Here is a 13,038-nt window from a genome sequence, read left to right on the forward strand (position 1 = left end):
GCGGCCAACGTCAGCCATCCCTCGGCCGCCCTCGTGACCCTGGGACTGAGCCCGGAGCAACAGGAACTCAGCGACGCCGTCGGGCAGTTCGCCGGCCGGCACGCGCCCATCTCGGCCACCCGCGACAGCTTCGACGACCTCGCCGCGGGGCGCCGGCCCGAATGGTGGGACGCCCTTGTCGGCAACGGATTTCACGCCGTGCACTTGCCCGAAAGCCTCGGCGGGCAGGGCGGCCGCCTGATCGACGCCGCGTGCGTCCTAGAGGCGGCGGGCAAGGCGCTGTTGCCCGGGCCGCTGCTGCCGACGGTCGCCGCGGGGGCCGTCGCCCTGCAGGCCGAGCCCTCACCGGCCGCCGAGGCGCTGCTACGCGAGCTGGCCGCCGGCCGCATCGCGGCGGTGGTGCTCCCCGACGACGGTGATTTCACCGCGCGCGCCGCGGATGGCGGATGGTCGGTGACCGGCGCATCGGAGGTCACCGCGGGCGTGTGTGCGGCGCGCACGATCCTCGTCGCCGCGCGCACGGAGGACGACGCCGTGATCTGGGTGGTCGTCGATGCCGAGAACCCCACGGCGACAACCGAACCCATAAACGGCACCGACCTGGTCTCCGATGTGGGCATCTTGCGGCTCGACGCCTATCCAGCGGCCGGCCCGGAGGTGCTCACCGGGATCGATCCCGACCGCGCGCGGTGCGTCACGCTGGGCCTGCTCGCCAGCGCGACGGCCGGCATCGTGCAGTGGTGCGTCGCGGCAGTCACGGCGCACCTGCGCATCCGCGAACAGTTCGGCAAGGTGATCGGCACCTTCCAGGCGTTGCAGCACAACGCCGCGATGTTGCTGGTCAGCAGCGAGCTGGCCACCGCCGCGGCCTGGGACGCCGTACGCGCTGCCGACGAGCCGATCGACCAGCACCGCATGGCCGCCGCCGCCGCGGCCGTGATCGCGATCGCCCCGGTGCCCGACCTCGTCCTCGACGCGTTGACCATGTTCGGCGCCATCGGCTTCACCTGGGAGCATGACCTGCACCTGTACTGGCGGCGGGCGATCAGTCTCGCGGCCTCGATCGGCCCGGTGAATCGCTGGGCCCGGAGCCTGGGGTCGCTGACCTGCAACCAGCAACGCGACATGTCGGTCGACCTCGGCGACGCGGAATCGCAGTTCCGTTGCTGGGTGGCCGAGACCCTTGACGCCGCAATGCAGTTGCGCAACGACACACCGGCACCGCACGGCGACTACCCGGACCAGGCCTCGGGGCCCCAGCGCACAGTGCTCGCCGATGCTGGCCTGATCGCGCCCCACTGGCCGGCGCCGTGGGGCGTAGATGCGGGTCCCCTGAAGCAGCTCATCATCGACGAGGAGTTCGCCAAGCGACCCGGGCTGGTCCGACCCTCGCTGAACATCGCCGAGTGGATCCTGCCCTCGGTGCTGGCCGCCGCATCAAAAGACCTGCAAGAAAAGCTCATTCCGCCGACCCAACGCGGCGAGATCCATTGGTGCCAGCTGTTCAGTGAGCCGGGCGCCGGCTCCGACCTCGCGTCGCTGACCACCCGGGCAACCAAGGTCGACGGCGGTTGGCGAATCAACGGCCACAAGATCTGGACGTCATTGGCGCAGTACGCCGACCTCGGCGCCCTGCTGGCGCGCACCGACCCCGAAGCCAGCAAGCACCGCGGCATCGGTTACTTCATCCTCGATATGCGGTCGCCCGGCATCGAAATCCAGCCGATCAAAACCGCCACCGGGCTGGCGCACTTCAACGAGGTGTTCCTCAACGACGTGTTCGTCCCCGACGAGATGTTGCTGGGTGCCCCCACCGACGGCTGGAACCTGGCGATCGCCACCATGGCCGAAGAGCGCACGGCCATCAGCGGTTACGTAAAGTTCGACCGGGCCGCCGCACTGCGCCGGCTTGCGGCCGAACCGGGACCGGACCGCGACGACGCGCTGCGCGCGCTCGGTGAACTCGACGCGTACACCAACGCCATCAAGGCGCTGGGGGTGCGGGAAACCATCCGCTTGCTCGACGGCCAGGCATCGGGCCCGGCGTCCTCCATCGCCAAGGTGGCGATGAACGAGCTGCTGCGCAGAACATTCGAGGCCACCTTGCGGTTGACCGGGCGCGCGGCCATGGTGGCCGACGCCGACCCCGACATCGTGGAGCGCTACCTGCACCTGCCCGCCGAGCTGATCGGCGGAGGAACCCGGGAGATCCAGCTGAACATCATCGCGCAGATGATCCTCGGACTACCTCGAAAGTAGGTACCGCCCATGGGATTACGCGGAGAAGCCGCGATCGTCGGCTACGTCGAACTCCCGCCCGAACGGCTCAACAAGGCCTCGCTCGCGCCGTTCGCGATCGAACAATGGGCGGAGCTGTCCGCGGCCGCACTCGAGGATGCCGGCCTCCCGGGCGATGTCGTCGACGGAATCGTGGCGTCGCACCTGGCGGAGTCGGAGATCTTCGTGCCGTCGACGATCGCCGAGTACCTGGGCATCGGGGCGCGATTCGCCGAGCATGTCGACCTCGGCGGCGCCAGCGCGGCGGCCATGGTCTGGCGGGCGGCGGCGGCGATCGAATTGGGCATCTGCGACGCGGTCTTATGTGCGCTACCGGCCCGGTACATCACCCCGTCATCGAAGAAGAAGCCCAGACCTATGGTCGACGCGATGTTCTTCGGTTCGTCGAGCAACCAATACGGTTCTCCCCAAGCCGAATTCGAGATCCCCTACGGCAACCTCGGCCAGAACGGGCCCTACGGGCAGGTCGCCCAGCGCTACGCGGCCGTCTACGGCTACGACGAGCGGGCGATGGCCAAGATCGTCGTCGACCAGCGGTTCAATGCCAACCACACCGAGGGCGCGATCTGGAAGGACAAGCCGATCACGGTCGACGACGTGCTGGCCAGCCCGGTGATCGCCGACCCCCTGCACATGCTGGAAATCGTCATGCCCTGCGTCGGGGGCGCCGCGGTCGTCGTCGCCAACGCCGATCTCGCCAGGCACGCCCGTCACCGCCCGGTGTGGATCAAGGGATTCGGTGAGCACGTGCCGTTCAAGACGCCGACGTACGCGAAGGACCTGCTGCACACCCCGATCGCCGAGGCGGCCGACACGGCGTTCGCGATGACGGAGCTGAGCCGCCAGCAGATGGACATGGTGTCGATCTACGACTGCTACACGATCACCGTGCTGCTGTCGCTGGAGGACGCGGGGTTCTGCGAGAAGGGCAAGGGCATGGAGTTCGTCGCGAACCACGACCTCACCTTCCGCGGCGACTTTCCGCTCAACACCGCGGGCGGGCAACTCGGCTTCGGCCAGGCGGGCCTGGCCGGCGGCATGCACCACGTCTGCGACGCCACCCGGCAGATCATGGGCCGGGCCGGCGCGGCACAGATCAATGACTGTCACCGCGCCTTCGTGTCCGGCAACGGCGGGATTCTGTCGGAACAAACCACGCTGATCCTCGAGGGGGACTGATTCAACCATGGTCACCTTCGAGCGCCCGATGCCCGTCAAAACGCCGACCAGCGCGCCGTTTTGGGACGCACTGGCGCAGCATCGCATCGTCATCCAGTATTCGCCGTCGCTGCAGAGCTACGTGTTCTACCCGCGGGTGCGCGCGCCGCGCACGCTCGCCGACGACCTGGAATGGCGAGAGATCTCCGGAATGGGAACGTTGTACTCGTTCACCGTGGCGCGCCGGCCGGTCAGCCCGCACTTCGCCGACGCCGTCCCGCAGCTGCTGGCTATCGTCGAATGGGACGAGGGGCCAAGGTTTTCCACTGAGATGGTCAACGTCGACCCCGCCGACCTCAGGGTCGGAATGCGGGTGCAGCCGGTGTTCTTCGACTACCCGGAGCACGACGTCACGATGCTGCGCTACGCGCCGGCCGACTGACCGAGTGCGCGGGCCATTCCCGTCCTCGGTGGGCCCGACGTCCGGTGTCACCCGCGAACCTGGCGGACTGCTTGGAAAGTGTTGGCAGAACGGTGTGTTGCGCTATCGCCCGATTATCCTGGACTGAACAATCTCGTTTGGGAGGCAAACGGTGCGTGCGCGATCCACCGGGCCGTCCGTGCCCGAAATCGCGGACACCGGCGTCAGGTCGCATGTGCGAGCCGGCAGCGTCGTGTTGTTGGCCATCGTTGCCAGCGCGATGATCACGTCGATCCTGCTCTACATCGATGGTGCTGCCGTCCAGCGGGTTTCGAGTGACGCACCGCCGACCGGCGATGGAAGCGCCGTTACGCTGGACGTCGAGAGCATCCAGTCCAATTACACGGTGCTGCAGGGCAACCTGTCGATTTCCCCCGGGTCTGCGCTGCTCGATCCGGCCACCGACAGCCTCAAGCAAGATCTCACCGTCGATGTCACCTCCGTCACCACTCCGGTCACGCGGACCTGGCCCAAGGGCACGCTGCCGGGGGTTATCCCAGTCCCGCTGACCCTGGCCCGTGACGTGGAACGCTGGCCGTTCGACCGGTATTACATGGGCCCGATCAGGGTGGAATTGTTTGTCGGCGCCGCGAAGACACCCGAGCGCGCCGCGGTGTCGATCGTCGACCGGCTACCCGGTTGGAGATTCCGCGCGTCAGGACCGAGCAAATCCAAACCCTTTCCCGCCTACAAGGTAGAGATGCGGCGATCGGCGAGCACCATGGTGTTCGCGATCGTCATCCTGTGCATTCTCGTCGCGATCGCGGGGGCGGCGGTGTTCGTCGCCGTGCAGACGCTGCGGGACCGACGTAGGTTTCAGTCGCCCATGATGGCCTGGTACGCGGCGATGTTGTTCGCTGTCGTTCCACTGCGGAACGCGCTTCCGGGATCACCGGCGTTCGGCAGCTGGATCGACATGACGATCGTTCTGTGGGTGCTCGTCGCCTTGGTGGTCTCGATGCTGCTGTACATCGCGTCCTGGTGGCGGCATCTGCGGCCGGCATCGGGCGCGGACGCCCCGACTGGTCACGGCGAGCCCGAGGGACTATTAGTCCCTACTGTCAGGCCAGCGAGGTAAATTCAGCGTCCTCTGGACCGGCCCTCGAAAGCGCAGCAGAGCGTTTGCCAGCCAGAGTGTTCGGATCTCCGCGACGCCTCAGTGGTATCGGCATCCGGCGTTGACACTGCGACCGCCGACATTATCTACTAGTCACTATCCCGGTGAGGAGCGCGGCATGAACAAGGACGACCTGATCCTGATCAGCGTGGATGACCACATCGCCGAACCCGCCGACATGTTCGACGCACACGTCCCCGCGAAATACAAAGACCGAGCCCCCCGGGTGGTCACGGAACCCGACGGCGTCCAACAGTGGTACTACGGTGAGGTCCGCGGCCGGAACATGGGCCTGAACGCCGTCGCCGGCAAGCCCCGCGAGATGTACAACATCGACGCCTCCCGCTACGACGAGATGCGCCCCGGATGCTTCAACGTCGACGAGCGGGTCCGCGACATGAATGCCGGCGGGCAGCTGGCGGGCCTCAACTTCCCGAACTTCACCGGCTTCTCGGGACAGGTGCTCAACCAGGGCCCCGACCGTGAGGTCAACCTGGTGATGATCAAGGCCTACAACGACTGGCACATCGACGAGTGGTGCGCCGCCTACCCCGGCCGGTTCATCCCCTGCGGCATCCTGCCGCTGTTCGACGTGGCCGAGGCGGCCAAGGAAGTCAAACGCCTCGCCGACAAGGGATGCCACGCGGTGACGTTCTCGGAGAATCCGGAAGCGCTGCAGATGCCCAGCATTCACACGAAGTACTGGTACCCGCTGTTCGAGGCCGTCTGCGAGAACAAGACGGTGCTGTGCACGCACGTCGGCTCCGCGTCGCGGTCCCCGCAGGTGTCGACCGACGCCCCGCCAAGCGTGCAGATGACGGCGTCATCGATGATGAGCATGTTCACCTTCACCGAGCTGATCTGGGCGGAGTTCTGGGCGGACTTCCCGCAACTGAAGTTCTCGCTCACCGAGGGCGACGTCGGCTGGATACCGTACTTCCTGTGGCGGGCCGAGCACGTCTACAACCGTCATTCGGGGTGGACGCTGGCCAAGTTCCCGCCCGGTTACAGCGGTCCGGCCGACGTGTTCCGGCGGCACTTCTACACCTGCTTCATCAGCGACAAGGTCGGCGTGCGCAACATGGACTGGTTCAACGAGGACATGCTGTGCTGGGAGTCCGACTTCCCCCATTCGGACAGCAACTGGCCGTTCGCGCCGGAGGACGTGATCGAGACCATGGGGCACCTCGACGACTCCGTCATCGACAAGATCACCCACGAAAACGCCATGGCCGCCTACTCTTTCGATCCGTTCCGGCACATCCCGAAGGAACGCGCCCGGGCCGGCAACCTGCGCGCCCAGGCTACCGATGTCGACGTGGTGACCCACGTCGGCCGGCGGGCCAGCCAGCGTGACCGCGACGCCTGGACCCGGATGACCCAGTTCGCCCTGCAGTCGCAGGTGACGGCCGAGGCTTCCGGAATCGCCGGGCGCGCCACCACCCTGGGCAATTGAACGTGGCAGCCCGAGCGCCGTTCGCGGCCTGGCGCGTGCTGGAGTTGTCCAACGGAATCGCGGTGTCCTACTGCGGCAAGATGTTCGCCGACGCCGGCGCCGACGTCGTGAAAGTCGAGTCTGGGCAGGGTGATTCGGTGCGCGCCCGGTCGGCCGGCGGACCGCCGGGAGCGCTGTTCGACTATCTGGCCGCGGGCAAGAGGTCGGTGGCCGATGACGGCCGTTCGGAAGCCGCCGCCCTGCTGGCCGGCGCCGACATCGTGCTCACCGACCTGACCGACGGATGGACGCTCGATCGGATCACGGCCCACACCGGCCCGGCGGCGGTGGTGGCGGCCGTGACGCCGTTCGGCACGACGGGACCCTATGTGGACGACCGCGTGGCGGCCAACGAGTTCATCCTGCAGGCGCTGTGCGGCTCGACCGCCGGCCGGGGCTGGCAAGAGGACGAACCGGTGCAGGCCGGTGGCCAGCTCGGTGAGTGGTTGGCGGGCACGTTCGCCGCGGCGGTGGCGGCGGCGACCGCGCGGCATGCCGCGCGAAGCGGCCGCGGGGAGATCATCGACGTCTCGACGTACGAAGCGATGGTGATCGCGATGGGTGGCCTGTCCGCCATGTCGGCCAGCGTGCTGGGGGCGGATTCGCTTCTGGGGCAACGCAGTCTGGAGCTGCCGTCGATCGTGCCCACCGCCGACGGGCTGGTCGGCTTCTGCACCATCACGGCGCAGCAGTTCCAGGATTTCCTGGTGCTGATCGATCGTGCCGATCTGCTCGATGACGCCGATCTCGCCTCTTTCGACGGGCGCGTCGCCCGCCGCGACGAATTCCTCGACATGGTCACGCAGTGGACCCAGTCACGCACCACGCAGGAGATCGTCGACCTCGCCGTCGCCTTCCGCATCCCGGTGGCCCCGATCGCGACGCCGGAAATGCTGCCCGAGATCGACCATTTCGTGGAGCGGGGTGTGTTCGTTCGATCAGGGGCCGGGGTGTTGCAGCCGAGGGTCCCGTATCGCAGTGAGGCGATCGCAACCAAGCCGCCCGGGCGGGCCCCCCGGCTGGGCGCTGACGATGGAAAGGTGCACTGGCCGCCGCGATCCCATCCGGTCGGCGGCAGCGGCAACGATGCACTGCCCTTGGCCGACACCCGGGTCACCGACTTCACCGCGTTCTGGGCGGGGCCGGTCGCGACGCAACTGCTGGGCGCCCTGGGCGCCGACGTGATCAAAGTCGAGGGCGTTCGCCGGCCCGACGGCATGAGGTTCTCCGCCGGCCGGCCACCGAGCTGGGAGCAGTGGTGGGAATGGGGCCCGGTGTTCCTGTGCAGCAACAACAACAAGCGCGGCGTCAGCGTCGAATTGAGCACCGAGGCGGGGCGGGGCATCGCGTTGGAGCTGGTCGCCGCAAGCGATCTGGTGATCGAAAACTTCTCACCCCGGGTGATGACGAACTTCGGCCTGACCTGGGATGCCGTGCGCGCGGCCAATCCGCGCGCCATCATGGTGCGGATGCCGGCCTTCGGCCTCGACGGCCCTTGGCGCGACCGCGTTGGCTTCGCCCAGACCATGGAGCAGGCGACCGGCATGGCGTGGATGACCGGACACGCCGACGGCCCCCCGGTGATTCCGCGCGGCGTCTGCGACCCGATCGCCGGCTTGCACGCGGCCTTCGCCGCGGTCGCCGCGCTGGTGGTCCGCGACCGCGACGGGACCGGGATGCACGTCGAATCAACCATGGTGGAGGCGGCGCTGAACGTGGCCGCCGAGATGCTGGTGGAATACTCACACAACGGGATCGCGATGCGCCGCAACGGGAATCGCGGCCCCGAAGCCAACCCTCAAGGGGTGTACCGCTGCCGCGGAGACGACGACTGGGTCGCGCTGGCCGCGATGGATGACGCCGCACGGGCGGGCTTGGCCGGGCTCCTCGGCCGGCCGGACCTCGCCGCGAACGACTGGCGGGAGCAACCGGACGCGATCGACAAACTGATCTCCGACTGGACCGTGCGGCGACCGCCGGCAGAGGCGGTCGACACGCTGCGCGCGGCGGGGGTGGCCGCGGCGCGCGTCACGCCGGCCCCAGAATTGCTGCGTGACCGGCATTTGCACGCCCGCGGCTTCTGGGAGTCGGTCGACCATCCGGTGGCCGGTTCCTTCCTGTGCACCGGGATGCCGTTCGTGTTCCTCGGCAAACCGCGGCGCTGGATTCGCCGGGTTCCGCCGCTGTACGGCCAACACACCAGCGAGGTGCTGACGGGTCTGTTGGGGCGCAGCCCGAAAGACCTGTCAGAACTGCGGCAGTCGGGAACCATCGCCGCGCGGCCGGCGGGACTATGACATGGCGGTCACCCTGTGCGTGCCGCCCCGCGCCGGTGAATTGTGCGCACCCGTCCGCTTCCTGCTGCGCCAGGACTCCGTGGTGATGGAATTGACCGCCCGGCACCGGATCACCAGCGTCGAGTGGGATGAGAGCGAGCATGCCGTGGTGATGGTCGTCGAGATCACCGATCCGCAGACGGCGCGGCCGGTGGACGTGCGGATCGATGTGGTCGATACCGGCGCGGCGTTCGCCGATGCCCGGACCACGAAGATCGGCACCGTCACCCGTGACGGCCGCCAATGCGACGTCGTCGGCACCTATCTCGGTGTCGTTGCGGACGAAAACTGAAGCAGAACAGAGGATCACGAAGTGGCAGCCAAGAGACGCACCGCGGCGATCGTCGGTGTGCACAACACCCCGCAGGGCCGCCGCCTGGACGGCGAGACGTCGCGTAGCCTGGCGCTGACGGCCATTCGCGGCGCCCTCGACGACGCGGGCTTGCGCCTCGACGACGTCGACGGGGTCAGTGCGGGCCCGCTGTCCACCGCGTTGATCTACGACCTGCGGCTCGGTCCGGCCTGGCAGGGGCTCGCCTTCGGCGTCGGCATGATCACCGAGGCGGTCAACGCCATCGAGCACGGCATGGCCGACGTGGTGGTGCTCGTCGCCGCCCAGGCCGGCGAATACCGCGACCACGAGGCCACCGCGCCGTGGACCCGGCCCGAAAACGAATTCGTCGCGCCGTGGGGCATGTTCACCACCGCCGAATTCGCGCTGATCGCGCGCCGCCACATGCACCTCTACGGCACCACGCGCGAACAGCTGTCGATCGTCGCGGCCACCATCCGCAACAACGGGTCGCGGAACCCCGAAGCCGTGTATTACCAGCGCGGACCCTTCACCCCCGACGACATCACCGCGTCGAGGCCAATCGCCGACCCGTTTCATCTGCTCGATTGCGCCACCACGTCCGAAGGCGGGTGCGCATTGGTCGTGGCCAACATCGAAAAGACCGACGGCGCAAGCCAACCGATCTATGTGCTCGGCAGTGGGGCCGACTTCCACGGCCCCTCCTACCAGCACCCGCCGGTGTGGGACCTCGCCGGGCGGCGGGACGGGCACGACGGATATGTCAACGGGGTGGTCGGCAGGCGCGCGGCCGAGCGTGCGTTCGCCCACGCGGGACTGCGGCCGGGCGACGTCGACGTGCTCGAACTCTACGACCCGTTCTCATTCGAAATCATCCGCCAGCTCGAGGCGTTCGGGTTCTGCGGCGAAGGCGAGGGGGGACCATTCGTCGCCGACGGCCACATCGCCATCGACGGCAGCCATCCCATCACCACCGACGGAGGAACCATGTCGTTCAGCCACGCGGGGTCCAATCCGCAGATGATGCAGCGGGCCATCCGCGCCGTCCAGCAGCTGCGCGGGCAGGCGGGCGAGCTCCAGGTCGCCGACGCGCATATCGCGTTGTGCAGCAACGGGGGAGCGGGCGCCTTGTTCACCACCCTGCTGATCCTGGGGGATGAACCGCGGTGACCTCCGATCCGTTGCGGCCCCAAACCGGCCCGGTGCCCCACGCCACCAGCCACCTCAGCGTGCCCTTCTGGCAGGGTTGTCAGTCCGGCGAATTGCGGTATCAGCGCTGCGAAGCCTGCGGGCTGGCGAATTTCCCGCCGACCGAGCATTGCCGCGAATGCCTTTCGGCGCAGGTCCATTGGGAGCGCAGCGGCGGCCTCGGCGAGATCTACAGCTGGACGGTGGTGCACCGGCCGGTGACGGCGGAATTCGAGCCGCCCTACGCGCCCGCCATCGTCACCCTCGACGAGGGCTACCAGATGCTGACCAACGTCGTCGGGGTGTCTCCGGAGGATTTGCGGATCGGCATGCGCGTGCGGGTGCAATTCCACTCGGTCGGCCCCGACGTGACGCTGCCCTACTTCACCGGCCAGGAGTAGGACAGCCATGAGCCCCCGCCGCATCAGCAACGGCCTGCCAATAACCGCTTACCTGGTGCTGGGCGTGCTCGCCGCCAACGACGAGCAGCTGACCGCGGGGGAGATCAAGATGCGCGCCGAGCTGTCGGTCGGCCACTTTTACTGGTCGCCATCGGTCAGTCACGTTCGGCGCGAACTCAATAGGTTGTTGGCCCGCGGCATGGTCGGGGAGATCGGCGCTCAATCGGGCAAGCGGGCGATCACGCTTTACGAGGCCACCGACGCCGGACTCGACGCCCTGCGTCGTTGGGTCCAGCACTTCCCGGGCGAGGACCGGGTGGTCATCAAGCACCCCGTCATCCTCAAGACCTGGCTCTCGCGCGGCGAGGACCCCGAGCGCATCGTCGATACGTTGGACCGGCACCTGGAGGCGACCCGGGCGCGGCTGGACGAGGCGCTGTGGTCGCGCCAGCGGTCACGGGAGCTCGGCATCACCGACGACCCGAGCCAGCGCTTCTCGTTCGCCGTCCTGGACTATGCGATCCGCGGGTTGTACGCGGAGCTCTCCAACATCGCGCAGTTGCGCGACGAGATCGCTTCCGGCACAACGCAAGACCCGGTCAAACGGGTGCGACGGCCGAAGGGTCAGATCCGCCGCCGGGTACCCGGGAGCCCGGGCTAGGCGTCGCGACCGCGTAGGCGGTGCCCCGGGTTTCGCGCTCCCACAGCACCTCGCCGTCGCCTATTCCGGTGCCTTCAGCGATCAACTGGCGCTTGAGCACCTTGTGGGTGGCGGTGCTGGGCAGATCGGCGGCCAGGCGGACGTAACGTGGGCGGGCCTTAGGGGACAGGTCCGGCTGCGCGTCGAGGAACGCCTCGAACGCGTCGGGGTCGAGGGTGTGGCCCTCGTTGAGGACGATCGCGGCCATCACCTGATCGCCGACCCGCTCGTCCGGGACCGCGTACACCGCCACGCGGTTGATTGCCTGGTGGCGCAGCAGGATTCGCTCGATGGGTGCCGCGGCCAGGTTCTCCCCGTCCACGCGCATCCAGTCGGCGGTGCGGCCGGCCAGGTAGATCCAGCCCTCGGAGTCGCGGTAGGCGAGGTCGCCGGACCAGTACATCCCGTGGCGCATGCGCTCGGCGTTGGCGTCGGGGTCGTTGTAGTAGCCGGTGAAGAATCCCGATCCGGCCGTGTTGACCAACTCACCGACCGCCTCGTCGGCGTTGAGCAGGGCGCCGTCGGCGTCGAAGCGGGCGACCGCGCACTCGGTGACGGTATCGCTGTTATAGATCGCCACCCCGTCGATCCCTTTGCCGATCGAGCCCTTCGGCGTGCCGGGTTCGCGGATCACGATGACCGCGTTCTCGGTTGAGCCGAACCCGTCCTCGACCTGCACGCCGAAGCGCCGCGCGAATTCCTCGATGTCCTTGTCGTTGGCCTCGTTGCCGAACGCCACCCGCAGGGGGTTGTCGGCGTCGTCGTCGCGTTCCGGTGTGGCCAGGATGTAAGCGAGCGGCTTGCCGACGTAGTTCATGTAGGTCGCGCCGTAGTGGCGGATGTCGTCGAGGAAGCTGCTTGCCGAGAACTTCGCCGGCACGATCGCGGCGCCGGAAACCACGGCGGGCGCCCATCCCGCGACGACGGCGTTGGAGTGGAACAGCGGCATCGACACATAACAGGTGTCCTTCTCGGACAGCGCGAAGCGCTGGACCAGATTGATGCCGGCGAACGTCGCCATCAGGTGTGACACCTGCACCGCCTTGGGATTGCCGCTCGTCCCCGACGTGAAGATCATCATGAACGGATCCATCGCCGTGACCTGCCGGTGCGGCACCAGTTCGCCGGTGCCGTCGATGAATTCGGCCCACTGCGGTGTCGACGTGTCCAGAACGTGCGTTCCCTCTAGGTCCAGGCCGTCGAGCAGTGGCCGGTGTTCGGCGTCGGTGATGAGGAACTGGCAATGGGCGCGCCGGACGTCGGCGGCTAGCGCCTCGCCGCGCCGGGTGGTGTTCAGGCCACACAGGACGTAACCGCCAAGCCCGGCCGCCGCCATCTGGCTCAGCATTTCGGGATTGTTTCCCAGCAGAGCGCCCACGTGCATCGGGCGGCCGGGGTCCGCTGCGGATATCAGGGCCGCCGCCCGCGTGGCCGCACCGGCCAGGTACTGACTCCAACTCCACTGCAGGCCGCGGTGTTTCACCGCGGTCCCCGGGTCGGACAAGCGCTTGTTGAGCAGCGCTTGAATGGTGTCGTCAGTCATCGGTCGGA

Annotated in this window: 11 protein-coding genes; 10 read left to right on the forward strand and 1 reads right to left on the reverse strand. The window is 68.0% G+C overall.

Features of this window, described 5'->3' with window-relative positions; all coding sequences use genetic code 11:
* Positions 1–33: 33 nt before the first annotated feature.
* The 10 genes from A5681_RS21375 (at position 34) to A5681_RS21420 (ending at position 11,448) form a co-directional block, all read left to right on the forward strand.
* Positions 34–2,259 (forward strand): acyl-CoA dehydrogenase, encoded by a 2,226-nt coding sequence (locus A5681_RS21375; RefSeq protein ID WP_067279919.1) that lies wholly within the window; start codon positions 34–36, stop codon positions 2,257–2,259.
* 9 nt (positions 2,260–2,268) lie between these two features.
* Positions 2,269–3,477, forward strand: a complete 1,209-nt coding sequence (locus A5681_RS21380; protein ID WP_067279923.1) for a thiolase family protein — start codon at positions 2,269–2,271, stop codon at positions 3,475–3,477.
* Between the two features lie 7 nt (positions 3,478–3,484).
* Positions 3,485–3,898 (forward strand): Zn-ribbon domain-containing OB-fold protein, encoded by a 414-nt coding sequence (locus A5681_RS21385; RefSeq protein WP_067279926.1) that lies wholly within the window; start codon positions 3,485–3,487, stop codon positions 3,896–3,898.
* Positions 3,899–4,157: 259 nt separating this feature from the next.
* Positions 4,158–5,015 (forward strand): DUF4436 domain-containing protein, encoded by an 858-nt coding sequence (locus tag A5681_RS21390; RefSeq protein WP_082968478.1) that lies wholly within the window; start codon positions 4,158–4,160, stop codon positions 5,013–5,015.
* Positions 5,016–5,172: 157 nt separating this feature from the next.
* Positions 5,173–6,510, forward strand: a complete 1,338-nt coding sequence (locus tag A5681_RS21395; protein ID WP_067279929.1) for an amidohydrolase family protein — start codon at positions 5,173–5,175, stop codon at positions 6,508–6,510.
* Between the two features lie 2 nt (positions 6,511–6,512).
* Positions 6,513–8,846 carry a CaiB/BaiF CoA-transferase family protein gene (locus tag A5681_RS21400; RefSeq protein WP_067279932.1) on the forward strand — a complete coding sequence of 778 codons (2,334 nt, stop codon included), beginning with the start codon at positions 6,513–6,515 and terminating at the stop codon, positions 8,844–8,846.
* Position 8,847: 1 nt separating this feature from the next.
* Positions 8,848–9,177 (forward strand): hypothetical protein, encoded by a 330-nt coding sequence (locus A5681_RS21405; protein ID WP_067279935.1) that lies wholly within the window; start codon positions 8,848–8,850, stop codon positions 9,175–9,177.
* 21 nt (positions 9,178–9,198) lie between these two features.
* Positions 9,199–10,368: a thiolase family protein gene (locus A5681_RS21410; RefSeq protein WP_067279939.1), complete on the forward strand. Its 1,170-nt coding sequence runs from the start codon at positions 9,199–9,201 to the stop codon at positions 10,366–10,368.
* Entirely contained in the window at positions 10,365–10,787 is a 423-nt protein-coding gene (locus tag A5681_RS21415; RefSeq protein WP_067279942.1) for a Zn-ribbon domain-containing OB-fold protein, read from the forward strand. Before A5681_RS21410 ends, A5681_RS21415 begins: the two co-directional genes overlap by 4 nt.
* 7 nt (positions 10,788–10,794) lie before the next feature.
* Complete coding sequence (locus tag A5681_RS21420; RefSeq protein WP_067279946.1) at positions 10,795–11,448, forward strand: MarR family transcriptional regulator; 654 nt, start codon at positions 10,795–10,797, stop codon at positions 11,446–11,448.
* Here A5681_RS21420 and fadD1 read toward each other — a convergent pair.
* Positions 11,387–13,030, reverse strand: coding sequence for a fatty-acid--CoA ligase FadD1 (gene fadD1 / locus A5681_RS21425; RefSeq protein ID WP_067279950.1), 1,644 nt, complete (start codon positions 13,028–13,030; stop codon positions 11,387–11,389). The genes A5681_RS21420 and fadD1 overlap by 62 nt on opposite strands.
* Between the last annotated feature and the right edge of the window lie 8 nt (positions 13,031–13,038).

Source organism: Mycobacterium scrofulaceum, assembly GCF_001667885.1.
Taxonomy (GTDB): domain Bacteria; phylum Actinomycetota; class Actinomycetes; order Mycobacteriales; family Mycobacteriaceae; genus Mycobacterium; species Mycobacterium scrofulaceum_C.

Bases quoted from the DNA above. Each gene is read 5' to 3' on its own strand.
- A5681_RS21380 (WP_067279923.1), top strand. From the start codon at position 2,269: ATGGGATTACGCGGAGAAGCCGCGATCGTCGGCTACGTCGAACTCCCG.
- A5681_RS21385 (WP_067279926.1), top strand. From the start codon at position 3,485: ATGGTCACCTTCGAGCGCCCGATGCCCGTCAAAACGCCGACCAGCGCG.
- A5681_RS21390 (WP_082968478.1), top strand. From the start codon at position 4,158: ATGATCACGTCGATCCTGCTCTACATCGATGGTGCTGCCGTCCAGCGG.
- A5681_RS21395 (WP_067279929.1), top strand. From the start codon at position 5,173: ATGAACAAGGACGACCTGATCCTGATCAGCGTGGATGACCACATCGCC.
- A5681_RS21405 (WP_067279935.1), top strand. From the start codon at position 8,848: ATGGCGGTCACCCTGTGCGTGCCGCCCCGCGCCGGTGAATTGTGCGCA.
- A5681_RS21420 (WP_067279946.1), top strand. From the start codon at position 10,795: ATGAGCCCCCGCCGCATCAGCAACGGCCTGCCAATAACCGCTTACCTG.
- fadD1 (WP_067279950.1), bottom strand. From the start codon at position 13,030: ATGACTGACGACACCATTCAAGCGCTGCTCAACAAGCGCTTGTCCGAC.